Source organism: Sphingomonas zeae (assembly GCF_014197135.1).
Classification (GTDB): Bacteria; Pseudomonadota; Alphaproteobacteria; order Sphingomonadales; family Sphingomonadaceae; genus Sphingomonas; species Sphingomonas zeae.
Genome location: NZ_JACIFA010000003.1, coordinates 74,447 through 94,806, shown reverse-complemented (window position 1 = coordinate 94,806; position 20,360 = coordinate 74,447). Strand labels below are relative to the sequence as shown.

At 65.3% G+C, this 20,360-nt stretch carries 24 protein-coding genes; 12 read left to right on the top strand and 12 right to left on the bottom strand.

What is annotated here, in order from left to right; all coding sequences use genetic code 11:
- Nucleotides 1–37: 37 nt before the first annotated feature.
- The 7 genes from GGR45_RS05800 to GGR45_RS05770 all read left to right on the top strand — a co-directional run bounded on the left by GGR45_RS05800 (nucleotide 38) and on the right by GGR45_RS05770 (nucleotide 6,358).
- A complete protein-coding gene (locus GGR45_RS05800) occupies nucleotides 38–1,084 on the top strand; it encodes a substrate-binding domain-containing protein (RefSeq protein ID WP_175312257.1) in 1,047 nt (348 codons plus the stop codon).
- Nucleotides 1,081–2,457: a phosphate ABC transporter permease subunit PstC gene (gene pstC / locus GGR45_RS05795; RefSeq protein WP_175312258.1), complete on the top strand. Its 1,377-nt coding sequence runs from the start codon at nucleotides 1,081–1,083 to the stop codon at nucleotides 2,455–2,457. The genes GGR45_RS05800 and pstC overlap by 4 nt, the downstream gene beginning before the upstream one ends.
- A gap of 43 nt (nucleotides 2,458–2,500) precedes the next feature.
- Complete coding sequence (pstA, locus tag GGR45_RS05790) at nucleotides 2,501–3,715, top strand: phosphate ABC transporter permease PstA (RefSeq protein ID WP_175312259.1); 1,215 nt, start codon at nucleotides 2,501–2,503, stop codon at nucleotides 3,713–3,715.
- On the top strand, nucleotides 3,709–4,473 hold the full coding sequence (gene pstB, locus GGR45_RS05785; RefSeq protein WP_175312350.1) for a phosphate ABC transporter ATP-binding protein PstB: 765 nt from the start codon (nucleotides 3,709–3,711) through the stop codon (nucleotides 4,471–4,473). Before pstA ends, pstB begins: the two co-directional genes overlap by 7 nt.
- Nucleotides 4,474–4,481: 8 nt before the next feature.
- Complete coding sequence (gene phoU, locus GGR45_RS05780; protein WP_056435378.1) at nucleotides 4,482–5,168, top strand: phosphate signaling complex protein PhoU; 687 nt, start codon at nucleotides 4,482–4,484, stop codon at nucleotides 5,166–5,168.
- 13 nt (nucleotides 5,169–5,181) lie between these two features.
- Nucleotides 5,182–5,874: a phosphate regulon transcriptional regulator PhoB gene (gene phoB / locus GGR45_RS05775; RefSeq protein ID WP_175312260.1), complete on the top strand. Its 693-nt coding sequence runs from the start codon at nucleotides 5,182–5,184 to the stop codon at nucleotides 5,872–5,874.
- A gap of 118 nt (nucleotides 5,875–5,992) precedes the next feature.
- Entirely contained in the window at nucleotides 5,993–6,358 is a 366-nt protein-coding gene (locus GGR45_RS05770; RefSeq protein ID WP_175312261.1) for a hypothetical protein, read from the top strand.
- A gap of 72 nt (nucleotides 6,359–6,430) precedes the next feature.
- Here the strand turns inward: GGR45_RS05770 and GGR45_RS05765 are convergent, their stop codons facing one another.
- Both GGR45_RS05765 and epsC read right to left on the bottom strand, forming a co-directional pair.
- Nucleotides 6,431–6,763: a DUF2794 domain-containing protein gene (locus GGR45_RS05765; RefSeq protein WP_175312262.1), complete on the bottom strand. Its 333-nt coding sequence runs from the start codon at nucleotides 6,761–6,763 to the stop codon at nucleotides 6,431–6,433.
- Nucleotides 6,763–7,446 (bottom strand): serine O-acetyltransferase EpsC, encoded by a 684-nt coding sequence (epsC, locus tag GGR45_RS05760; RefSeq protein ID WP_175312263.1) that lies wholly within the window; start codon nucleotides 7,444–7,446, stop codon nucleotides 6,763–6,765. Before epsC ends, GGR45_RS05765 begins: the two co-directional genes overlap by 1 nt.
- A gap of 165 nt (nucleotides 7,447–7,611) precedes the next feature.
- Here epsC and GGR45_RS05755 point away from each other — a divergent pair, with 165 nt between their 5' ends.
- Complete coding sequence (locus GGR45_RS05755) at nucleotides 7,612–8,376, top strand: sulfite exporter TauE/SafE family protein (RefSeq protein ID WP_175312264.1); 765 nt, start codon at nucleotides 7,612–7,614, stop codon at nucleotides 8,374–8,376.
- A 131-nt stretch (nucleotides 8,377–8,507) separates the two neighbouring features.
- Here GGR45_RS05755 and ahpD read toward each other — a convergent pair whose 3' ends face one another.
- Together ahpD and GGR45_RS05745 are read right to left on the bottom strand one after the other, a co-directional pair.
- Nucleotides 8,508–9,029: an alkylhydroperoxidase, AhpD family gene (ahpD, locus tag GGR45_RS05750; protein ID WP_175312265.1), complete on the bottom strand. Its 522-nt coding sequence runs from the start codon at nucleotides 9,027–9,029 to the stop codon at nucleotides 8,508–8,510.
- A 120-nt stretch (nucleotides 9,030–9,149) separates the two neighbouring features.
- Nucleotides 9,150–9,695 carry a peroxiredoxin gene (locus GGR45_RS05745; RefSeq protein ID WP_175312266.1) on the bottom strand — a complete coding sequence of 182 codons (546 nt, stop codon included), beginning with the start codon at nucleotides 9,693–9,695 and terminating at the stop codon, nucleotides 9,150–9,152.
- Nucleotides 9,696–9,853: 158 nt separating this feature from the next.
- Between GGR45_RS05745 and GGR45_RS05740 the strand changes: the two genes are divergently transcribed.
- The 3 genes from GGR45_RS05740 (at nucleotide 9,854) to GGR45_RS05730 (ending at nucleotide 12,184) form a co-directional block, all read left to right on the top strand.
- The gene (locus tag GGR45_RS05740; protein WP_175312267.1) at nucleotides 9,854–10,756 is read left to right on the top strand and encodes a hydrogen peroxide-inducible genes activator; all 903 of its coding nucleotides are present in this window, start codon (nucleotides 9,854–9,856) and stop codon (nucleotides 10,754–10,756) included.
- A gap of 78 nt (nucleotides 10,757–10,834) precedes the next feature.
- Nucleotides 10,835–11,452 (top strand): fasciclin domain-containing protein, encoded by a 618-nt coding sequence (locus GGR45_RS05735; protein WP_217498020.1) that lies wholly within the window; start codon nucleotides 10,835–10,837, stop codon nucleotides 11,450–11,452.
- A gap of 105 nt (nucleotides 11,453–11,557) precedes the next feature.
- Nucleotides 11,558–12,184 carry a fasciclin domain-containing protein gene (locus GGR45_RS05730; protein ID WP_246358074.1) on the top strand — a complete coding sequence of 209 codons (627 nt, stop codon included), beginning with the start codon at nucleotides 11,558–11,560 and terminating at the stop codon, nucleotides 12,182–12,184.
- A 50-nt stretch (nucleotides 12,185–12,234) separates the two neighbouring features.
- Here GGR45_RS05730 and GGR45_RS05725 read toward each other — a convergent pair whose 3' ends face one another.
- Genes GGR45_RS05725 through pgsA form a run of 3 tightly spaced genes read right to left on the bottom strand, consistent with a single transcriptional unit; the run spans nucleotide 12,235 to nucleotide 13,483 of the window.
- Nucleotides 12,235–12,675: a molybdenum cofactor biosynthesis protein MoaE gene (locus GGR45_RS05725; RefSeq protein ID WP_175312269.1), complete on the bottom strand. Its 441-nt coding sequence runs from the start codon at nucleotides 12,673–12,675 to the stop codon at nucleotides 12,235–12,237.
- Nucleotides 12,672–12,929, bottom strand: coding sequence for a molybdopterin converting factor subunit 1 (gene moaD, locus GGR45_RS05720; protein ID WP_175312270.1), 258 nt, complete (start codon nucleotides 12,927–12,929; stop codon nucleotides 12,672–12,674). The genes GGR45_RS05725 and moaD overlap by 4 nt, the downstream gene beginning before the upstream one ends.
- Complete coding sequence (pgsA, locus tag GGR45_RS05715) at nucleotides 12,929–13,483, bottom strand: CDP-diacylglycerol--glycerol-3-phosphate 3-phosphatidyltransferase (protein WP_175312271.1); 555 nt, start codon at nucleotides 13,481–13,483, stop codon at nucleotides 12,929–12,931. The genes moaD and pgsA overlap by 1 nt, the downstream gene beginning before the upstream one ends.
- 114 nt (nucleotides 13,484–13,597) lie before the next feature.
- On the opposite strand from pgsA, the gene GGR45_RS05710 reads away from it, so the two are divergent.
- Nucleotides 13,598–14,908: an MFS transporter gene (locus tag GGR45_RS05710; protein ID WP_175312272.1), complete on the top strand. Its 1,311-nt coding sequence runs from the start codon at nucleotides 13,598–13,600 to the stop codon at nucleotides 14,906–14,908.
- On the opposite strand, the gene GGR45_RS05705 is transcribed toward GGR45_RS05710, so the two are convergent.
- The 5 genes from GGR45_RS05705 to GGR45_RS05685 form a co-directional block, all read right to left on the bottom strand.
- Nucleotides 14,905–15,072 carry a hypothetical protein gene (locus GGR45_RS05705; protein ID WP_175312273.1) on the bottom strand — a complete coding sequence of 56 codons (168 nt, stop codon included), beginning with the start codon at nucleotides 15,070–15,072 and terminating at the stop codon, nucleotides 14,905–14,907. The genes GGR45_RS05710 and GGR45_RS05705 overlap by 4 nt on opposite strands.
- A 96-nt stretch (nucleotides 15,073–15,168) precedes the next feature.
- On the bottom strand, nucleotides 15,169–16,857 hold the full coding sequence (locus GGR45_RS05700) for a cation acetate symporter (protein WP_246358073.1): 1,689 nt from the start codon (nucleotides 16,855–16,857) through the stop codon (nucleotides 15,169–15,171).
- An 11-nt stretch (nucleotides 16,858–16,868) separates the two neighbouring features.
- Nucleotides 16,869–17,174, bottom strand: coding sequence for a DUF485 domain-containing protein (locus tag GGR45_RS05695; protein WP_175312275.1), 306 nt, complete (start codon nucleotides 17,172–17,174; stop codon nucleotides 16,869–16,871).
- A gap of 70 nt (nucleotides 17,175–17,244) precedes the next feature.
- Nucleotides 17,245–18,561: a sigma-54-dependent transcriptional regulator gene (locus tag GGR45_RS05690; protein ID WP_175312276.1), complete on the bottom strand. Its 1,317-nt coding sequence runs from the start codon at nucleotides 18,559–18,561 to the stop codon at nucleotides 17,245–17,247.
- The gene (locus GGR45_RS05685; protein ID WP_246358072.1) at nucleotides 18,558–20,348 is read right to left on the bottom strand and encodes a sensor histidine kinase; all 1,791 of its coding nucleotides are present in this window, start codon (nucleotides 20,346–20,348) and stop codon (nucleotides 18,558–18,560) included. Before GGR45_RS05685 ends, GGR45_RS05690 begins: the two co-directional genes overlap by 4 nt.
- Nucleotides 20,349–20,360 lie beyond the last annotated feature (12 nt).

Genomic DNA, 20,360 nt, shown 5'->3' with positions numbered 1-20,360 from the left:
CCGGTTCGCACCCGCTCCGGTGTTGCCAAGGATCTCGATGCGTCTGCCCTGCCTTTTCGCCGCCATGTTCGCGCTGGCGGCCTGCCACGATCAGGCCAATGGCGGCGGCGCGGGCGTGCGGGAGCAGATTACGGCGGTCGGCTCTTCGACGGTCTATCCTTTCACGACCATCATCGCCGAGCGTTTCGTGGCCGCCGATCCCGACGCCAAGGCACCGGTGATCGAGTCCACCGGCACGGGCGCGGGGATGAAGCTGTTCTGCGCCGGCATTGGAGCGGGGCATCCCGACCTGGAAGACGCGTCCCGCCGCATGAAGGCGAGCGAGTATCGCGACTGCGCCGCGCATGGTGCCGCCGAGCTGCTGGAAATTCAGGTCGGGATCGACGGCATCGCCTTTGCCGAGTCCAAGCGCGGGCCGCATATGGCATTGACCGCGGCCGACATCTACCGCGCGCTGGCGGCCTATCCCGGCGGCAAACCCAACACGGCGCGCACCTGGGCCGACGTCAACCCGGCGCTCCCCGCCATTCCCATCCAGGTCTATGGCCCGCCCGCGACAAGCGGCACCCGTGACGCACTCGCCGAGCTGATCCTGCTCAAAGGATGCGATGCGGTCGAACCGGGCGGCCCCGCCCTGACGGCGCGTGGGCTCGAGGCGCGTCGGCTGTCCTGCACCCGCGTCCGCGAGGACGGCGCCTATATCGACGCGGGCGAGAACGATAATCTGATCGTCCAGAAGCTTCAGGCCAATCCCGATGCGCTCGGCGTCTTCGGCTATTCCTATCTCGAAGAAAATCGCCAGACCGTCGACGGCGTGACGATCAACGGCGTCAAGCCGACCTATGACGCCATCGCCGCCGACCGCTATCCGGGATCGCGCCCCCTCTATATCTATGTCAAGAAAGCGCATCTCGACGCCATCCCGGGTTTGCGGGCCTTTCTGCGGCTTTATGCCGACAATTGGAGCAAGGGCGGGCCGCTGGTTCGCCGGGGTCTGATCGCCTCCCCCGCGCCCGTTCAGGCCCGCTCGCGCGCCATTATCGTTCGCGAAATCCCTCTAGACCCGGCAAGCCTGCCGTCATGAACGGCGTCGTCCTCCTCATCCTGACCATCGGGCTGGGCATCATCGCCTGGGCCGCGACACGGATGCACGCGCTAAGCTTCCGCCGTCGCTCGGGCACGCGGGCGAGTTCGCTTCCGCACCATCATGGCTGGTATGTCGCGCTGTGGACGACGGTGCCGCCGCTGGTCTTCCTGGCTATATGGACGGCGACCTCGCCCGCGCTCGTGACCGACATGGTGTTGAAGGCACCGGCCGCCGCACAACTCCCCCCGACGGGGTTCGAGCGCGGGGCGATCCTGTCCGAAGCGCGCGCGCTGGCGGCGGGGCAGGCGCATGGCGCGTTCCATGCGCTCTCTCGCAGTCTCACGCCCGCCTATGACGCGGCGCAGACGCGAATCGACTGGATTGCCACCGCCATCGTCCTGCTCCTGGCGCTGGCGGGGGGCGCCTATGCTTATCTGCAGGTGCGACCCGAATTTTCGGCGCGAACCCGGATCGAGCGGGTGGTGCTGGGCCTGTTGCTGAGCGCGTCGCTCATCGCGATCTTCACCACAGCTGGAATCGTCGCCTCGCTGCTTTACGAGGCCGGGCGGTTCTTCTCCGTCGTGCCGATCACTGATTTCCTGTTCGGCACCCATTGGAGTCCGCAGTCGATCGATCCGCGCGATCCCGGCGCATCGCTGGGCGCGGTGCCGCTCTTCTGGGGGACGTTTTTCATTGGTGCGATCATCGCGATGGCGGTCGCCATCCCCTTTGGCCTGATGAGCGCCGTCTATCTGACACAATATGCCGCGCCCCGCGCTCGGCGCATCATGAAGCCGGTGCTGGAGGTATTGGCGGGCGTGCCGACGGTCGTTTACGGCTATTTCGCCGCATTGACGGTCGCGCCCACCGTCCGGCAGTTCGCGGTCGCAATCGGCATCGACTGGGCCTCGTCGGAAAGCGCGCTGGCCGCCGGGCTCGTCATGGGGGTGATGATCATCCCCTTCGTATCCTCGATGGCCGATGACAGCCTGGCTGCCGTGCCCAGTTCGATGCGCGACGGCAGCCTGGCGATGGGCGCGACGCCATCGGAGACGATCACCCGCGTCATGCTGCCCGCGGCTTTGCCGGGCGTGGTGGGCGGTGTCCTGCTAGCAGTCAGCCGCGCGATCGGCGAGACAATGATCGTCGTCATGGCGGCGAGCGGCGTCGCGACGCTGACCGCCAATCCTTTCGCCAGCACCACCACCGTCACGCGCCAGATCGTCGACCTGCTGACCGGCGAGGCCGAGTTCGACAGTCCTAAGACGCTAGCCGCCTTCGCGCTCGGCCTGACGCTGTTCATCATCACGCTGCTGCTCAACATCGTCGCGCTGAATGTGGTGAAGCGGTATCGGGAAACCTATGAATAAGCCGCCGCCCCCGCCTCCGTCGGTCGGGTGGGATAGCCCGGCCATGGCCCGGCGTCTGCGTCGCCGCTATGCTTCCGAGCGCCGCTTCCGGCGTCTGGGCGCCATGGCGGTCACGCTGTCGGCCGCGTTTCTGGCCTTCCTGCTCATCACCATGCTGGCGCAGGGTCTTGGCGGCTTTACCGAGACACGGGTCGCCATGCCGATCAATCTCGCGGCCGCGGACCTGCCGATCGAACCCGCCCGGCTGAAGGGACGCGGCGCGGATCTGGCGCTGGCGGGCGCCGGGCTGGAGGATGCGGTCGATACCGCCGCGACGGCCGCCTTCGGACCGATGGGATCCGATCTCCTCTCGCCCGGCGCATGGATCGTCGTGCGTGACGCCATCAAGGCCGACCCCAGCCTGCTCCATCGCACCGTCCGCTTCGAATTGCCGCTTGCCAGCCGCTACGACGTAGCGGCCAAGGGGGTGGGAACTCCCCAAGCCGAGCAGGTCGTGGCGCAACTCCAAGCGCGGGGGCTGGTGTCGACGGGGTGGGATCTGGGCTTTCTGCGCGATGCCGATGCCACCGATCCGACGCGGGTCGGCATCTGGGGGGCGGCCAAGGGGTCGCTGCTGACCATGCTCGTCACGCTGGGGCTCGCCTTTCCGATCGGCGTTCTGGCTGCCCTCTACCTGGAGGAATATGCGCCCAAGAACCGCTGGACCGACATGATCGAGGTGTCGATCAACAATCTGGCCGCCGTCCCGTCGATCATCTTCGGCCTGCTGGGCCTTGCGGTGTTCCTGGGCAGCTTCGGGCTGCCACGGTCGGCACCTTTGGTGGGCGGCCTGACTCTGGCGCTGATGACCATGCCGGTGATCGTCATCGCCGGGCGTAACGCGATCAAGGCGGTGCCGCCCTCGATCCGGGACGCCGCGCTGGCGGTGGGCGCATCGCGGGTGCAGGTGATCTTCCACCATGTCCTGCCGCTCGCGCTGCCCGGCATCCTGACCGGTACGATCATCGGCATGGCCCGTGCACTCGGCGAGACGGCACCGCTGCTGATGATCGGTATGCGCGCCTTCATCGCCGCGCCGCCACAGGGTCTGACCGACCCGGCGACCGTGTTGCCGGTCCAGATCTTCCTCTGGTCGGATCAGGTCGATCGCGGCTTTATCGAGAAGACCTCGGCCGCCATCATCGTCCTGCTCGTCTTCCTGCTCGCGATGAACGGGCTGGCCATCTACCTCCGCAATCGGTTCGAGACACGCTGGTGAGTACCCCCAAGATAACCGCGCGCAACGTCAGCGTGTCCTATGGCGCCAAACAGGCGATCCACGACATTTCGATCGATGTCGGCATGGATCACGTCATTGCCTTCATCGGCCCGTCGGGCTGCGGCAAATCGACCTTCCTGCGTACGCTGAACCGGATGAACGACACCATCCCCTCGGCGCGCGTGTCGGGGGATGTCCGGCTGGACGGGCAGGACATCTACGCCGCCGAGATGGACGTGGTGCAGCTTCGTGCCCGTGTCGGGATGGTGTTCCAGAAACCCAATCCCTTTCCCAAGTCGGTCTATGAGAATGTCGCCTATGGCCCGCGCATCCACGGCCTGGCGAGTTCGCGCGGAGAACTGGACGCGATCGTCGAACGCTCGCTGACCCGCGCTGGGCTTTGGAACGAGGTGAAGGATCGCCTGTCGGAAAGCGGCACATCGCTGTCCGGCGGCCAGCAGCAGCGGCTCTGTATCGCCCGCGCGATCGCCGTCGACCCCGAAGTCATCCTGATGGACGAGCCGTGCAGCGCGCTCGACCCGATTGCCACAGCGCGCATCGAGGAGCTGATCCACGACCTGCGCGGCCGCTACGCCATCGCGATCGTTACCCATAATATGCAGCAGGCCGCCCGCGTCTCGCAGCGTACCGCCTTTTTCCACCTCGGCACCCTGGTCGAGTACGGCAAGACGTCCGACATCTTCACGAACCCGAAGGAAGAGCGGACCAAGGACTATATTACCGGCCGTTACGGCTGAGGACGAGGATCATGGACCACACCGTAAAAGCCTTTGACAACGACATTGGCCGCCTGCGCGGGCTCATCAGCCAGATGGGCGGATTGGCCGAGGAGGCGATCGCCAATGCCATCAAGGCGCTGCAACGCTCCGATCTGGAACTGGCGCGCAAGGTTCGCGAGGACGATAAGGCGATCGACCTGATCGAGGCCGAGGTCGAACGGCTGGCGGTGCGCACCATCGCCCTGCGCGCGCCCATGGCCAACGACCTGCGAGAGGTGGTGGCGGCGCTGAAGATCGCCAGCGTCGTCGAGCGTATCGGCGACTATGCCAAGAACATCGCCAAGCGCGTGCCCATGATCGAGAGCGAGGACCGGATCGAGCCCGTCTCGATCCTGCCCGCCATGGCCAAGATCGCCTCCGCGATGGTCCATGACGTGCTCGACGCCTTTGCTGCGCGCGATGCCGAGGCGGCGATCCGAGTCCGCGACAGCGACAACGCACTGGACGATTTCTACGATTCCATCTTCCGCACGCTCGTCACCCATATGGTCGAGAATCCCAAGACGATCGGGCAGGTCGCGCACCTCCTGTTCATCGCCAAGAATCTCGAGCGCATCGGCGACCATGCGACCAACGTCGCGGAGATGGTCTATTTCGCCGCCACCGGCACCCAGATGGGTGAACGGGACCGCGGCGGCACTTTGCCTTCTTGAGGGAACAGGCACGATGGCACGGGTAAAGATGTTGCTGGTCGAAGACGACGCCGCGCTGGCGGAACTGCTCGTCTTTCATTTCAAGCGCGAGGATTTCGAGGTCACCCATACCCCGGACGGCGAGGAGGCGCTGCTGCTGGCGCGCGAAAGCACGCCCGACATCGTGCTGCTCGACTGGATGGTCGAGGGGATTTCGGGGATCGAGGTATGCCGCCGCCTGCGCCGCTCCCCCGAGACGGCGAACGTGCCGATCATCATGCTGACCGCGCGTGGTGAGGAAGAGGACCGGGTGCGCGGGCTGGAGACGGGGGCGGACGATTACGTCACCAAGCCCTTCTCGCCCCGCGAACTCGTCGCGCGGGTCGGCGCGGTCCTGCGGCGCGTTCGTCCGGCGCTGGCGGGCGAAGCGCTGATTTATGCTGATATCGAAATGGATACGGTCGGTCACAAGGTCCGCCGCGCAGGCGAGGTCGTCTCGCTTGGACCGACCGAGTTTCGTCTGCTCAAGCACTTCCTGGAGCATCCCGGCTGGGTATTTTCGCGCGAGCGGCTGCTCGACGCGGTCTGGGGCCATGACTCGGATATCGAAAGCCGGACGGTCGACGTGCATATCCGCCGCCTGCGCAAGGCGATCAATATCGGCGACCGTCCCGACATCATCCGCACGGTTCGTTCGGCGGGGTATTCGCTGGACGCGGGCGGCTGAACGATGACGTGAAAAGGCGGTCAGAATTGGGTCGCAAGCGAAACGAGGGAGCCAAGTGCGCCATCGGACGTTCTGCTCCACGCGCTTACACACTTGCGCTTCTGAACAGGAGATTCGCATGAAGCTCGTTTTTCTGGCCGCCACCGCTCTGATGGCGGCGCCCGCCCTGGCCCAGCAGACCCCCGACACCACCGCCCAAGCGGGCATGCAGGCTGGCGCGTCGACCCAGACCGACACGACGACCCAGACCGACTCCTCAGGCTCGATGCAGGCCAATGCCGCGGCGTCGGCGGGCACGATGACCGCCGGCGGCTATCAGCCCGCCCAGCCGCCGATGGCCGCTCCGCCCGCCCCCGGTGCGCCGGTCGTCTTCAAGCAGGCGCCGAGCCCTGAACAGGCTTATCCGGCACCGGCACCGCTGAAGAGCTATCCGATCTGCAAAAAGGGTCAGTATGACCAGTGCCGTCAGCGTGGCGGCAAGTAATCGGCCCATTACCCGGGTCTAGAAATGGCGTCGGTTCCCGGATCGGGAACCGGCGCTTTTTCATTGGGGTGATTATTCCTCGACCAATTTCATCAGCCGCCGCTCGACAGGCGCCAACACCGGCCCCAGTTCGTGACCGCGCTTCAATACCGCCCCGCCCTCGCCGATCAGCGCCCACATGCCCTGACGGTTGCGCAATGCCGGGCGCTTTTCGATCCGGAACTCAGGGCGTTCAGCCGCGCGACGAAAAGCGGAAAAGACGGCAGCTTCGCGCCCCATATCCATGGCATAATCGCGCCAATGTCCCGCCGCGACCATCCGGCCGTACAGGTCGAGGATGCGGGTCAGCTCGACGCGGTCGAACCCCACCTGCCCGACTGCCTTGGGAAAGGGTACGACCCCCATCAGGCCCGGTCGCGCTCTTCGCCTTGCTCGGCCAATACCGCGTCCAGACGCCGTCGCATCGCTTCCAGTTCGCAACGGAGCATTTCGATCTTCTGGGTCTGGGGATCGAAAATCTCGGAACAGGGCGTGCCATAGGGGACGAAACGCTTCTCGGACGCCGCGCCGCCCTCGACCATCGTCGGGCGTGCGGGGATACCGACCATGACGGCCCCTTCGGGCACATCGCGTGTGACGACGGCATTCGCACCGACGCGCGCGCGCGGGCCGACGACAATCGGACCCAGCACCTGTGCGCCTGATCCGACGATCGCGCCGTCCATCAGGGTGGGATGGCGCTTGCCCGCCACGCCATTGTCCGGGCTGGTGCCGCCCAGCGTTACACATTGATAGATGGTGACGTCGTCACCGATCTCCGCGGTCTCCCCGATCACGACGAAGCCATGGTCGATGAAAAAATTACGCCCGATCTTCGCGCCCGGATGGATGTCGATCGCCGTCAGGAAGCGCGTAAAGTGATTGACCAGCCGCGCGAGGAAAAAAGCCCGCGAACGATAGAGGCGATGCGCGACCCGGTGTCCGGCAAGCGCCCAGACGCCCGGATAGAGCAGGATTTCCGCACGCGAATGCGGAGCCGGATCGCGCGCCCGGATCGAATCAAGATAGGTGGCCAATCGGCTCGGCATGAGCATGTCCCCAGATGCGATCTGCGCATTTAGGCATAGGCTTGAGCGAAATCCAGATCGAGCTCCCGATCGCCCACAGTTCGCTTGGAGCCGACAAACTCTATCGCGGTTGCAGCGTTGCGCTCGAAGCGGCATGGCCGCCGGTCATAAAGCACAGGAGACATGATGGACCCGACCAGTACCGAGCTGATCCATATCGTGCCGTTCGTCGCCGTGGGCTTCGCCGCGCAGGTGGTCGACGGCGCGCTGGGCATGGCCTTCGGGGTGATCTCCAATACGTTGCTCATCAGCCTGGGCGTACCGCCCGCCGCCGCCTCTGCGGGGGTCCATAGCGTCGAAGCCTTCACCACCGCCGTTTCGGGGATCAGCCACGCGATCCATCGCAACGTCAACTGGCGACTGTTCCTGCGGCTGATGATCCCGGGCGTGATCGGTGGCGCGCTGGGCGCCTATGTCCTGTCGAACATCGATGCGGCCGTCGTGAAGCCCTTCATCCTCGCCTATCTGACCGGGATCGGCCTTTACCTGTTGATCCGCGCCTGGCGGCACACGACTGCTACGCGCGAGCCGAAGGTGGTCGAACCGTTGGGGTTCATCGGCGGCTTTCTGGATGCGGCGGGCGGCGGCGGCTGGGGGCCGGTGGTGACGTCCAACCTGCTTGTCCAGGGGGCGGCGCCGCGCACCACGATCGGGACGGTCAACACCGCCGAGTTCTTCCTGACCGCGACCATCTCGGCCACATTCATCACCCAGCTGGGCTGGGGTGCCTTTACCATGGCAACGGTCGGGTTGTTGATCGGCGGCATCTGTGCGGCGCCGTTCGGCGCGATGCTCGCAAAGCGGGTTCCGGCGCGGACGCTGTTGAGGCTGGTCGGGATCATCCTGACGCTGACCAGCCTTTGGGGCTTGTATCAGGCGATTGCTCGTTAAAGCTCCTCCCCCTTTTTGGGGGGGCGGCGGGTCGGAGGCCTGACCAAGGGGGGGCTTCCGCACGGAACGTGCTTTGTGAAAGCCCTCCACGATGGTTCGCATGGTCCCCCCCATAGCGGGGAGGATCAACCTCACGCGACGGCCGAATGCACCGTCGCAACGGCCTGCATCACGGCTGCGATACGGACGGCGGTCTGAATGATCTCGGCCGAGGCGCCCGCCTTCTTCAACACCGCCTCATGCGCGTCGATGCACATGCCGCAGCCGTTGATCGCCGACACGGCCAGGCTGAACAGCTCGAAATCGACCTTGTCGATGCCCGGCGCGCCGATCACGTTCATGCGCAGCTTGGCAGGCATGTTGCGATATTCCTGGTTTCCGGCCAGGTGGGTAAAGCGGTAATAGACGTTGTTCATCGCCATCACCGCCGCCGCCGCACGCGCCGCATTGGCGGCCTCCGGCGAAAGCTTGGGGGCGCATTCCGCCTCGGCCGCCTCGACCAGCGGCTTGTGGCCCGTACCATGCGCGCAGGCGAGCAGCAGCCCGTACTTACGCTGGTCGTTCAGCACCGCCTCATTGAGCAGTGAGCCGACGTTCAGGCGGATGTCCTTGGCGAAATCGGGCAGCTGCCCGGCGAACTCCTTGAGAGACATGAGATTGCTCCGGATAAACGACGCCCCAGTCTGGACCGTCGATCCGATAGGGATCGACGGCCCTCGCCGGGGCGTCAGGAATAACAGGTCCGGGGACGCCAGCGCCCCCGGACGACGGGATTACTCGGCCGCCAGCTGGAGGACGTCGTCGCCCTTGTTCCAGTTGCACGGGCAGAGCTCGTCGGTCTGCAACGCGTCGAGGACACGCAGCGTTTCCTGCGGATTACGACCGACATTCAGGCCGTTGATCGTGACATGCTGGATGACATTGTCGGGATCGATGATGAAGGTCGCGCGGTAGGCGACATGCTCATTCTTGTCGACGATGCCCAACGCGTCGGCCAGTACGCGGCCATTGTCCGCGATCCAGGGGAAGTCGGCCGCGGCCAGATCCGGGTCCGACTTGCGCCACGCCAGGTGGACGTGCGCGGTGTCGGTCGACGCGCCGATCAAGACGGCGTCGCGATCCTCGAAATCGCCCTTCAGCTGCGAATAGCCGACGATCTCGGTCGGGCAGACGAAGGTGAAATCCTTGGGCCAGTAGAACAGGACCTTCCACTTGCCCTCGTAGGAGGTATCGCTGATCGTCTCGCCGGCGGGGAGCGCGTTGGTGCCCTGCTGGACGGGAACGGTGAATGCGGGGAGCTTGTCTCCAACGGTCAACATGGCAATGTGCCTCCTTCTCTATTTAAAAGTTCGGCTCCAGCCATCCTCTCACACGAACGGCGGTTTGCCCGCCTGTATTCGCTGTGCTGACGGATATGGGGACTGGCGCCCGCGATCCAACAAGCTATTTGTCACATCGCAATCGACTGAGACGATCAATGGCCGCGACCTACCTACCTACGTTGAAACAGCTACAATATCTCGTGGCCCTGCAGGACCATGGCCATTTCGGCCGGGCGGCGGATGCGTGCTTCGTCACGCAATCGACCCTGTCGGCGGGCCTGCGCGAGCTCGAAACGCTGATCGGCGTGACGCTGGTCGAACGGACCCGCCGAGTCGTGCGCTTCACGCCGTTGGGAGAGCGGATCGCGGACAAGGCGCGCCGCGTCCTGCGCGAGGCGGACGAATTGGGCGACATGGCGCGCGCGGCCGGACGACCCTTGTCGGGCGAAATGCGCATGTCGGTGATCCCGACCATCGCGCCCTTCATGCTGCCCCACATCCTGCCCCGGCTGCGCCGCGATTATCCCGACCTGAAGCTGTTCCTGCGCGAGGAGCCGAGCGGTCCGGCGTGCGAGCGACTGCATAATGGACGAACCGATTGCGTTCTGCTGGCGCTTCCCTTTGCGTGCGGCGAGGTGACGGCCGAACCGCTGTTCGACGACCGGCTGTTCGTCGCCTTTCCGACCGATGATGAGCATACGCCGCCTTCGGCCATCCCGGCCTCCGCGATCGACGAGACGCGGCTTCTGCTGCTTGAGGATGGCCATTGCCTGAAGGACCATGCGCTGGCCGCATGCAACCGTCCGGAACTACGCGCCGAGGCGACCATGCTGGGCACCTCGCTCCATACCATCGTGCAGATGGTCGACAATGGCCTGGGCATGACGATGCTGCCCGAAATGGCGCTGCGCTCGGGGATTTTGGACAATACCCATATCACTGCCCGACCGCTCGACGCGGAGAATGCCATGCGGAAGATCGCATTGGTCTGGCGCCGCGCCAGCCCTCGCGAGAAGGACTTCCGACTGCTGGCGCAGGTTCTGGCAGAGGCGGCCTGATTGATCCGCGGCGCAACCGAACCGGTGTCGTGCGCGTCGCACCCTTCGATATCATCTCATTTTCAGGAGGTTTCGCCCATGACCCATAATGCTCGGCGGCTGGTGGTCGTCCTGCCGCTCATCGCCATGATCGGGCTTGGCGGTTGCGGACGCGGGCGGGATCAGCGGGAGGTGCCCACAACGCCCTCGAGTACGCCAGCCGTCACGGCTCCGGCGCCGCAACCGGACCAGCCCATGGTACCGACGCGCACCATCCTGGACAATGCCACCGCGACGCCCTCGCTATCCTCGCTGGTTGCCGCCATCCGGGCGGCGGGCTTGGCGACCACCCTGGCAGGCCCCGGCCCTTATACCCTTTTCGCGCCATCGAACGAGGCCTTCGCCCGACTGGCCCCCGGCGTGCAGGACCAGTTGCTCCAGCCGGCCAACCGGGACTCGCTGGTCAAGCTGCTCCGATTCCATATGGTGCCGGGAGTCGTCGGGATCGCCGATCTTCAGCAAAAGATCGCAGCTGGCGGCGGCACTGCAAAGCTGATGACTATTCAGGGCGAATGGCTGACCGTCACCATGACACAGTCGGTCATCACCCTGACCGACAGCGGCGGCAACAAAAGCTATATCGAGGCGGGCGACATGCCCCAGGCGAACGGCGTCATCCACATCGTCAACGGCGTTTTGGTGCCAAAACTGGATTAAGTGCGTTACTCCCCGCAGGACGGCCGTTTCGTTTGAGGAACGGCTGGCCTGCCCTTCACCATGCGGCGCGATGCGATCCCGCTCCGCCGCCAGAAGAACGGGAGTATGCCTTTCATGTTGAAGACCTTTGCCATCCTTCTGCCCGCCACCGCCCTGACCGGTGCCGGTGCCGCTATGGCGCAGACCGCACCGACGCAGCCCGCGCAGGCCCAGGCGGCCCCTGCCGCTCCGGCCCAGGCTGCTCCAGCCGCGCCAGCGACCGCGACGCCCGCCGCAACCGGCAATATCGTCCAGATCCTGGCCGCGACGCCCGACCGCAGCACGCTGGCCAAGCTGGTAGCGACAGCGGGCCTGACCGCCGACCTGTCGGGTCCCGGCCCCTTCACCGTCTTCGCGCCCAGCAACGAGGCGTTCAGCCGCATGCCGCCTGGCGCGCTCGACACGCTGAGCAAGCCGGAGTCCAAGGCCGCGCTCACAACCATCCTGAAATATCATGTCGTTCCCGGCAAGCTGACCGCCGATCAGCTCAAGGCTCAGATCACGGCTGGCAACGGTACCGCGACGCTGACCACGCTGGCAGGTCAGCCGCTGACGGCGCAGGTCGGCCCGAACGGCAACATCATGTTGACCGACGTGAATGGACAAAAGGCCTATGTCGACAAGGCCGATGTCGATGCCACCAATGGCGTCGTGCATCTGACCAACGGCATCAACGTGCCGAAGATCGGCTGAGGCTCGACATCGCTGCGGCAGGGGAAGGCGAGGCTTCGGCCTCGCCTTTTCTATTGGGTCCAGCGTTCGGCAGCATTGGTGTCGCTCTCGCGCGCCTCGACCCAGCGGGCTTCGTCTCCGCGTGTCTCACGCTTCCAGAAGGGCGCATCCGTTTTCAGTCGATCGATCAGATAGGCGCAGGCGTCGAGCGCATCGCGGCGATGCGGCGCGGCCGCTGCGACCAGCACGATCCGCTCGCCCGGCCGCATCGGGCCAACCCGGTGGACGATGGTGGCCGCCTGAAGCGACCACCGCTCCACTGCCTCATGCGCGATGCGGTCGAGCGCCGCCTCGGTTGCACCGGGATAATGTTCGAGTTCGAGCTGATCGACACCGTCATCGGCCCGGACCAGCCCGCAAAAGCTTGCTACCGCGCCGACATCCTGCCTTTCGACCCGCGCCATTTCGCCGGCGAGGTCGATCGGGGCGACCGAAACCAGGATACGGATCATCCGCCCGTCACCGGCGGGAAAATCGCCACCTCGCGCGCACCCCCGATGGCCGCATCGAGCCCGACGAAATTCTGGTCGATCGCGGCGCGCAGCCGCTCGGGCGCGGCCATCGCTTCGGAATAGCCGCCGCCCCGCGCCGACAGCCAAGCGACCAGATCGGCGACCGTCACCACATGGCTGGGAAGCGTGACCGTCTCCTCGGCCTCCCCGATCCGCTCGCGGACCCAGGCGAAATACAGGATCGTCAGCGTCATCAGCTATCCATATGCTTGAGGCCGACGCGCAGGTAATCCCAGCCGGTGACGAGCGTCAGCACCGCCGCCGCCCAGAGCGCGGCCAGCGCCGCCTCGTGCAGCCAGGGCCAGCCCGGCAGCGCGCCGCCCAGGATCAGCCCCCCGAGCGCGACCAATTGCAACGTCGTTTTCCACTTCGCCAGCCGTGACACCGGCACCGACACCTGCAACTGCGCCAAAAACTCACGAAGCCCCGATACCGCGATCTCACGCAGCAGAATGACGAGGCCCGCGACGACGCTCAGCCCGCTCAAGACCTGCACCGCGACCAGCACCAGAATGACAGAGGCGACCATGATCTTGTCGGCGATCGGATCGAGGAAGACACCCAGCTTCGAGACCGCACCCTGCGCGCGAGCGAGATAGCCATCGAAATAATCGGTGATGCCCATCAGGCAATAGAGCGCAAAGGCGATGCCATAGCCCAACGCCCAATTGGGCTGCCACAACAGCCCCGCAAGCAAGGGCACGGCCAAGATCCGCGAGAGCGTCAACAGGTTGGGCAGCGTCAGCATGTCGCCTTCTAACCGCTCGTTCGCCCATGACAAACCGCTTTAAGCGGTTGGCGATGAGTGGCCGCATAGCTATGTTGGTGTCATCCTGTTGCCACGATCGGGCCATTTTTCGTTATGCTCAATGCCCTCGGGCTTCTCAAACAGCGTCGGTTCCTGCCGTTGTTTGCCACCCAGTTTCTCGGCGCCTTCAACGACAACCTGTTCAAGACGTCGATGGTGCTGTTCGCCACCTATGCGATCTTCACCGACCCCCATTCGGAATTCTATTTCAACTGCGCCGCGACCGGCGCCGCGATCCTGCCCTTCGTCTTCCTGTCGGCCCTGTCGGGCCAATTGGCGGACAGTCACGACAAGGCACGCATCATCCGCATCGTCAAGACGGTCGAGATCGGCATCATGCTCGTCGGCGCCGGCGGCCTGCTGATCGCAAAGGCCGGTTACACGACGGCGGGACTGTCCCTGATGTTGGGCACGGTACTGGCGCTCGGCGTGCACTCAACCTTCTTCGGCCCGATCAAATATGCCATTCTTCCCCAGCATCTGGGGCCCGATGACATATTGGGCGGCACAGGCCTGGTCGAGGCTGGGACCTATCTGGCGATCCTGCTCGGTACGGTTGCGGCAGGCTGGATTCCGATCGAGGCTGCTGCGATCGGTGTGCTGGTGGTCGCCGTCATTGGCTGGTTCATGGGCCGTCAGGTGCCACCAGCCCCACGCGAGGGTCCGCCGCTCCAGCTCAACTACAACCCCTTTACCGCTTCGTGGCGGTTGATCTCCGCGACGCTGCACATCCGCCGCCTGTTCCTGGCGATCATCGCGATCAGCTTCTTCTGGACGATCGGCGCGGTCCTCATCATCATCTTCCCGCCGCTGGTGAAGAATGTGCTGACGGCCGACAAGGAGGTCGCCAGCCTCGCCATCGCGATCTTCTCGATCGGGGTGGCCATAGGGTCGGTGGTCATCAACACCATGCTGAAGGGCGAGATCTCGGCGCGCTACTCGCCCATGTCCGTCATCGCGATGGGTGCGTTCGTCGTGCTGTTCTCGTTCCTCTGCCGCAACTGGACCCCGGCGGCGGGCGGCGGTTTGTATAGCTGGCAGGCCTTTCTGGCCGAGCCGCGCGCCGTCGGCATCCTGGCAACGCTGCTGGCGATCGCGACGACCGGCGGCATGTTCGTAGTGCCGCTTTATGCCTTTCTGACCACGACGGTGGAAAAGGATCAGACTGCCCGCACGGTGGCGGCGAACAACATCGTAAATTGTTTTGCGATGACGATCGGGTCCGTCCTCGCCTTCGCGATCAGCGCTGCGGGCGTGTCGTCCGCCGACATGCTGTTCGTCGTCGCGGGCATGTGCCTGGTGTCAGCATGGCTGGCGCGTCACCTGCATCGCGCCTGCCATGACGTTTCCGTCGAGCCGGCTTAAAACAGAAACGTGTAGAAGCAGATGAAGAAGGCGGTAAAGCTGAGGACAAACAGGCGGATATCCTGATCGTCATCCCGCCGCTGCCGCGCCTTTGCGAGGGGCGGCAGCGTGCGCCGAAAGGGGTGACGGGCAGCTTCGTTGGTCAAAACCAGGCGGCGTCTCATATCCACCTGTTAACGTCGCGTTTACCATTTGGGCATCGCGCCGATGCTTCCCAATCTGCCCCCACTGCCCCGTTACGAGACAGTGGGAACAGTGCGTCAATGATCGAGCGCTCCCGATGCGCCGATGCCCGTCTCCGAACGAATGCGCTGCGCGGGATAGCCCGCCTTGTCGACCGCCGCACGGCCGCTCCGGTCGGTGATCGACACCAGCCAGATCGTCAGGAACGCCAGCGGCATCGAAAAGATGGTCGGTGAGCCATAGGGAAAGATCGGCGCGGCATGGCCGAGCACCGTCACCCAGATCGCCGGCGACAGGATGGTCAGCACCAGCGCGGTGAGCAATCCAACCAGACCACCTGCGACCACGCCCCGCGTCGTGCATCCCGACCAGAGCAGTGACAGAAGCAACACCGGGAAATTGGCGGACGCAGCCAGCGCGAAGGCCAGGCTGACCATGAAGGCGACATTCTGCTTTTCGAACAGGATGCCCAGCAGGATCGCGACGACCGCGAGGACGAACACCGTGACCCGCGACACGCGAAGCTCGGAGGCCGAGTCCGCCTGCCCCTTCTTGATGACGGTCGCATAGAGATCATGGCTGACCGCCGAGGCCCCGGACAGGGTCAGCCCCGCCACGACGGCGAGAATGGTCGCGAACGCCACCGCCGAGATGAAGCCGAGGAACAGGTTGCCCCCAACCGCCTGCGCCAGATGGATCGCCGCCATGTTGCTGCCACCTCGAAGAGCGCCGTCAGCCTCGAGAAAACCCGGATCCGTCGCGACCAGTACGATCGCGCCAAAGCCAATGACAAAGGTCAGGATATAGAAATAGCCGATCCATCCCGTCGCCCACAGTACCGAACTGCGCGCCGCCTTGGCGTTGGGCACGGTGAAGAAGCGCATCAGGATATGTGGCAGACCCGCCGTCCCGAACATCAGTGCGGCGCCGATCGAGATGGCGGAGACGGGGTCCTTGATGAAGCCGCCCGGCCCCATGATCGCCCGGCCCTTTGCCACCGCCTCGTCGGGACCGGCGCCGGCGAGCGCCGCCAGAGCGGTCTTCACTTCGACTGCGCGGGCGAACAACGCCTCGGGACTGAACCCGAACCGCGCCAGCACCGCGATTGCCATGAAGCTCGCCGCACCGAGGAGCATCATCGCCTTGACGATCTGGACCCAGGTCGTCGCGGTCATGCCGCCGAACAGGACGTACATGGTCATCAGCACACCGACGATGACGACGGCATAGCCATAAGGCAGCCCGAAGAGCAGCCGGATGAGCTGCCCCGCTCCGACCATCTGCGCGATCAGGTAAAACAGGACGACGAGCAGCGTCGAACAGGCCGCGACCATCCGCACCGGCGTCTGGGCGAAGCGGAAGGAGGCCACGTCCGCAAAGGTGAAGCGCCCGAGATTGCGCAGTCGCTCGGCCATGAGAAACAACAGGATCGGCCAGCCGACCAGGAAGCCGATCGAATAGATCAACCCGTCATAGCCATCGGCATAAATCTGCGCCGAAATGCCAAGGAACGAGGCCGCCGACATGAAATCGCCCGCGATCGCCAGACCATTCTGAAAGCCGGTGATGCCACCGCCCGCCGTATAGAAATCGGACACCGTACGCGTACGCCGCGCCGCCCAGCGTGTGATCGCCAACGTCAGGGCAACGAAGGCGGCGAACATGCCGATCGCGGTCCAGTTCGTCGCCTGCTGGACGGCCGGGCCGATCGCATGAGCATGTGCCCCTGAGATTGGAAGAAGCGTCAGCGACGCGGCGAGAGCCAAAGGCCCCCGCCTCATGCGCCATATTCCCGTCCCAGAGCATCGATCACCGGGTCGAAATCGCGATTGGCACGCCAGACATAAAGGCCGGTCAATACGATCGCCAACGCGATCACCCCCAGGCCGACGGGAATCCCCCAACTCGTCGCACCACCGCTGACCGACCGGGCCAGCAAGGCCTTGTCGAAGGCGATGGTCAGGACGAACCCGAAATAGACGACCAGCATGATGACCGTCAGGACGGTCGTGAAGCGCCCTCGCCTGCGAACCAGCGCGACATAGCGCGGATCTCTGGCCAGACGGGCTGCGGCATCCTCCATGGCATTCTCCTAACCCCCGCACCATAGATTGGTGTCGTGGCGGCCATGCTCCCCCGCGCCCGCCGTAACGTCAAGCGCGATTGGGTCGATACGCGTTCAGGTCGATGCCGTGCCGGGCGACCTTGTCGTAAAAGGTCTTGCGCGGGATGCCGAGAACGGCAAGCGCGGCGCGGACGTCGCCGGCAACCTCCTCCAATACGGCACGGATCGTCGCGCCCTCGAACTGCTCGACCCGTTCGGGCAAGGGCAGAGGATCGCCGGCCTCGCGCGCCTCTCCGAACAGGCCCAGTGCGACGCGATTGGCGTAGTTGCGCACCTCGCGCACATTGCCGGGCCAGTCGTGGGACAGCAGCCGCGCCTGGATGCCGCCGTCGATCATCGGCACCGGACGGCCGAACCGCTCCGCGGCCTCACGCAGAAAATGCGCAAAGAGCAGCGGGACATCGGCACGCCGCTCACGCAAAGGCGGGACGCGCAGCCGCACGGCATCCAGCCGGTAGAGCAGGTCGGCCCGGAAACGCCCCTCATCGACGGCCCGCGCCAGATCGGATTTCGCGGCGGCAACGATGCGCAGGTCCAGCAGTTGTGGGTCCTCCGCTCCCATGGCACGAACCTCGCGCTCCTCGACTACACGCAGCATCCGCCCCTGCAGCCCCGGGGCCATGCTGTCGACTTCGTCCAGAAACAGCGTGCCGCGATGCGCGGCCGCGATCCGGCCCGGCGTCCGGCCGTGCGCCTGGCCGAACAACTCGCCCTCCGCGATCGCCTCGGGCAGTGCGGCGCAGTCGACCGCGATGAAGGGGCGCGTCCGCCTCGTACTCCAGCGGTGAAGCAGCAGCGCAACCAGCTCCTTGCCGGTGCCCGTCTCCCCCTCGACCAGCACGTCGACATCGGCCTGTGCCACCTGTCGTACCGTATCGCGCAGCCGCATCATGACCGGCGTTTCCCCGATCAGCGGATAGGCCCCTTGCGCCTCCTCCGCCGCCTGTCGCAAATGTCGGTTATCAAGTACCAGCCGCCGCATTTCCAACGCCCGTTCGCAGCTGGCGATCAGGTGATCGGCGGCAAAGGGCTTGGCGACGAAATCATGGACGCCCTGTTTCAGCGCGGCGACCGCCATGGGCACGTCGCCGTGGCCCGTCATGAGGATCACCGGAATTTCGGCGTCGATCGCCGCGACCCGCTTAGACAGCTCGATGCCGTCAATGCCGGGCATCCGGATGTCGGACACGATCATACCGGGAAAGTCCGGCGTGATGGTCGCCAGCGCGGCGAGCGGATCGCCATGCGCCTCGACGTCGATCCCGGCCAGTTCGAATGACTGGGCCAGCGCGTGGCGCAGCACCGTATCGTCGTCAACAAGAAGCACCCGAAGCGGCTCGCTCATGCCCGGCGCATCCTCAAACGAAAGCCCGCGCCGCCCAAGCCTGAGGGTATGGTCTCCAGCACGCCGCCAAACTCCGTCATGATGTCCCGCGCAATCCCCAGACCCAGGCCCAGTCCGTCGGGCTTGCCGGTCACGAAGGGTGTGAAAATCTCGCTCGCGATCGCGGGGTCGAGCCCGGGACCGTTGTCCTCGACGACCAACTGGACCCCGTCCGGCTGTTCCGTGACGGTCAATCGCACACGCGGCGACGGGCTGTCCGCGACCGCGTCGAGCGCATTCTGAAGCAGATTGACCAGCACCTGTTCCAGTCGAATCCGCCCAGCCATGACCTGCGGTAGCGCGCCGCCATTCGGCCGTTCCAGCGCGACCCCGGCGGTGCGAAAACGGTCACCGATCAGCAGCATCGTGCCGTCCAGCACCGCATCCAGCGAAACCGGCCCGAGCCCATGAGCGCCGCGGCGGACGAATCGCCGCATCTCCTGCACGATCGACGCGATCCGCTCGGTCAGTTCGACAATCGCCGCCAGATTGGCCGCCGCCTTATCGGGCTTGGCGCGTGACAGGAAGGTCCGGGCATTGTCCGCCAGCGTGCGGATTGCCGCCACCGGCTGGTTGATCTCATGCGCGACGCCCGCTGTAATCGAGCCGAGCGAGCCCAGGCGGTTGGCCTGCGCCAATTCCTCACGCGCGGCACGGAAACGCTGATCGGCTCGGATACGCTCGGCAATTTCCACGGTCAGCCGGTTGTTGCTCGCCCGCAGTTCGGCGGTGCGCCGGGCGACCTCATCTTCCAGGGCCTCGCGCGCCAGGGCAGCGCGTTCGGCCCGTGTCCGCCGCCAGGTCGCCAGCAGCGCAAGACCGATCAGCCCTACCGCGATCAGCGCAGTCACCGAGCGAACCCATCCATCGGCCGCCTTCAACGCGGGCTCGGAGGGAAGGACATGGATAAGCTGCCACCGGGGCAGCGGCGCAGGGGTTGCGCCGACGACGTAGCGGACTCCTTCGCGATCGGTCGCGTTCTGACCCGCGATCCGATAGGGGCATGGCCGGAGCGCGATATCGCCGAACTGCTGGCTTTGCCGGATCGTCGCCTCGGCGGCGGGGGTCAGCGGGCGGATCAGTGTGAATTCCGCAGCGGAATCTGTCGTGACCACGACCACTCCATGATCGTCGAGCAGCAGCGTATGTCCTGCATCGCTCGCCCAAGCTTGCACCATGCGCGCAAACTCTACCTTCACCACGATGACCCCATCGGGCGCCGAGGCCAGGCCGATACGGCGCGCCAGAAACAGGCCGGGCCGGTGGCTGGTATTACCGAGGGCGAAATACTCGGCCGTTCCGGTGCGCATCGCCTGACGAAAATAGGGCCTGAAGCTGTAATCCCGCCCGACAAAGCTGTCCGACTGCCCCGCATTGGACGCCGAAACCGTCCGCCCGTGCCGGTCGATCGCGTATATGACCGGCGCACCGGTACGCTCCGCAAGCCCTCGCAGCTTCTGGTTCAGACGGGCCGCCGCCGCCACTGACCCGTTGCGAAGCGCGTCGCCGACGTCGGGATATTCGACCAGCACGATCGGGAGCAGGCGAAACCGCTGCAGCTCGCTGCCGAGCAGCCGTTCCTCCTGACGTGCGATACGGGCTGCATCTTGCTGAAGCCCCATCACGGCCTGACGATGCGCATAGAGGCGCAACACGGACGCGGCGACGATCGTCAACACCACCACCGCGATCAGCGGCAAGGCATGGCGTCGAACATAGGCGCGGCCGTGAGCAAGCGTGGGGACCATATGTGCGGAATA

What these genes read in the sequence shown, in the direction of transcription:
- GGR45_RS05770 (WP_175312261.1), top strand. Translation starts at nt 5,993, where the DNA reads ATGAAGCTCGTTTTTCTGGCCGCCACCGCTCTGATGGCGGCGCCCGCC.
- GGR45_RS05685 (WP_246358072.1), bottom strand. Translation starts at nt 20,348, where the DNA reads ATGGTCCCCACGCTTGCTCACGGCCGCGCCTATGTTCGACGCCATGCC.
- moaD (WP_175312270.1), bottom strand. Translation starts at nt 12,929, where the DNA reads ATGACGCTGACGATCCTGTATTTCGCCTGGGTCCGCGAGCGGATCGGG.
- GGR45_RS05755 (WP_175312264.1), top strand. Translation starts at nt 7,612, where the DNA reads ATGGACCCGACCAGTACCGAGCTGATCCATATCGTGCCGTTCGTCGCC.
- GGR45_RS05740 (WP_175312267.1), top strand. Translation starts at nt 9,854, where the DNA reads ATGGCCGCGACCTACCTACCTACGTTGAAACAGCTACAATATCTCGTG.
- pstC (WP_175312258.1), top strand. Translation starts at nt 1,081, where the DNA reads ATGAACGGCGTCGTCCTCCTCATCCTGACCATCGGGCTGGGCATCATC.
- GGR45_RS05730 (WP_246358074.1), top strand. Translation starts at nt 11,558, where the DNA reads ATGCCTTTCATGTTGAAGACCTTTGCCATCCTTCTGCCCGCCACCGCC.
- GGR45_RS05690 (WP_175312276.1), bottom strand. Translation starts at nt 18,561, where the DNA reads ATGAGCGAGCCGCTTCGGGTGCTTCTTGTTGACGACGATACGGTGCTG.
- phoB (WP_175312260.1), top strand. Translation starts at nt 5,182, where the DNA reads ATGGCACGGGTAAAGATGTTGCTGGTCGAAGACGACGCCGCGCTGGCG.
- GGR45_RS05710 (WP_175312272.1), top strand. Translation starts at nt 13,598, where the DNA reads ATGCTCAATGCCCTCGGGCTTCTCAAACAGCGTCGGTTCCTGCCGTTG.
- GGR45_RS05800 (WP_175312257.1), top strand. Translation starts at nt 38, where the DNA reads ATGCGTCTGCCCTGCCTTTTCGCCGCCATGTTCGCGCTGGCGGCCTGC.
- GGR45_RS05745 (WP_175312266.1), bottom strand. Translation starts at nt 9,695, where the DNA reads ATGTTGACCGTTGGAGACAAGCTCCCCGCATTCACCGTTCCCGTCCAG.
- ahpD (WP_175312265.1), bottom strand. Translation starts at nt 9,029, where the DNA reads ATGTCTCTCAAGGAGTTCGCCGGGCAGCTGCCCGATTTCGCCAAGGAC.
- pstA (WP_175312259.1), top strand. Translation starts at nt 2,501, where the DNA reads ATGGCCCGGCGTCTGCGTCGCCGCTATGCTTCCGAGCGCCGCTTCCGG.
- GGR45_RS05765 (WP_175312262.1), bottom strand. Translation starts at nt 6,763, where the DNA reads ATGGGGGTCGTACCCTTTCCCAAGGCAGTCGGGCAGGTGGGGTTCGAC.
- epsC (WP_175312263.1), bottom strand. Translation starts at nt 7,446, where the DNA reads ATGCCGAGCCGATTGGCCACCTATCTTGATTCGATCCGGGCGCGCGAT.
- GGR45_RS05725 (WP_175312269.1), bottom strand. Translation starts at nt 12,675, where the DNA reads ATGATCCGTATCCTGGTTTCGGTCGCCCCGATCGACCTCGCCGGCGAA.
- GGR45_RS05705 (WP_175312273.1), bottom strand. Translation starts at nt 15,072, where the DNA reads ATGAGACGCCGCCTGGTTTTGACCAACGAAGCTGCCCGTCACCCCTTT.
- GGR45_RS05735 (WP_217498020.1), top strand. Translation starts at nt 10,835, where the DNA reads ATGACCCATAATGCTCGGCGGCTGGTGGTCGTCCTGCCGCTCATCGCC.
- GGR45_RS05695 (WP_175312275.1), bottom strand. Translation starts at nt 17,174, where the DNA reads ATGGAGGATGCCGCAGCCCGTCTGGCCAGAGATCCGCGCTATGTCGCG.
- pgsA (WP_175312271.1), bottom strand. Translation starts at nt 13,483, where the DNA reads ATGCTGACGCTGCCCAACCTGTTGACGCTCTCGCGGATCTTGGCCGTG.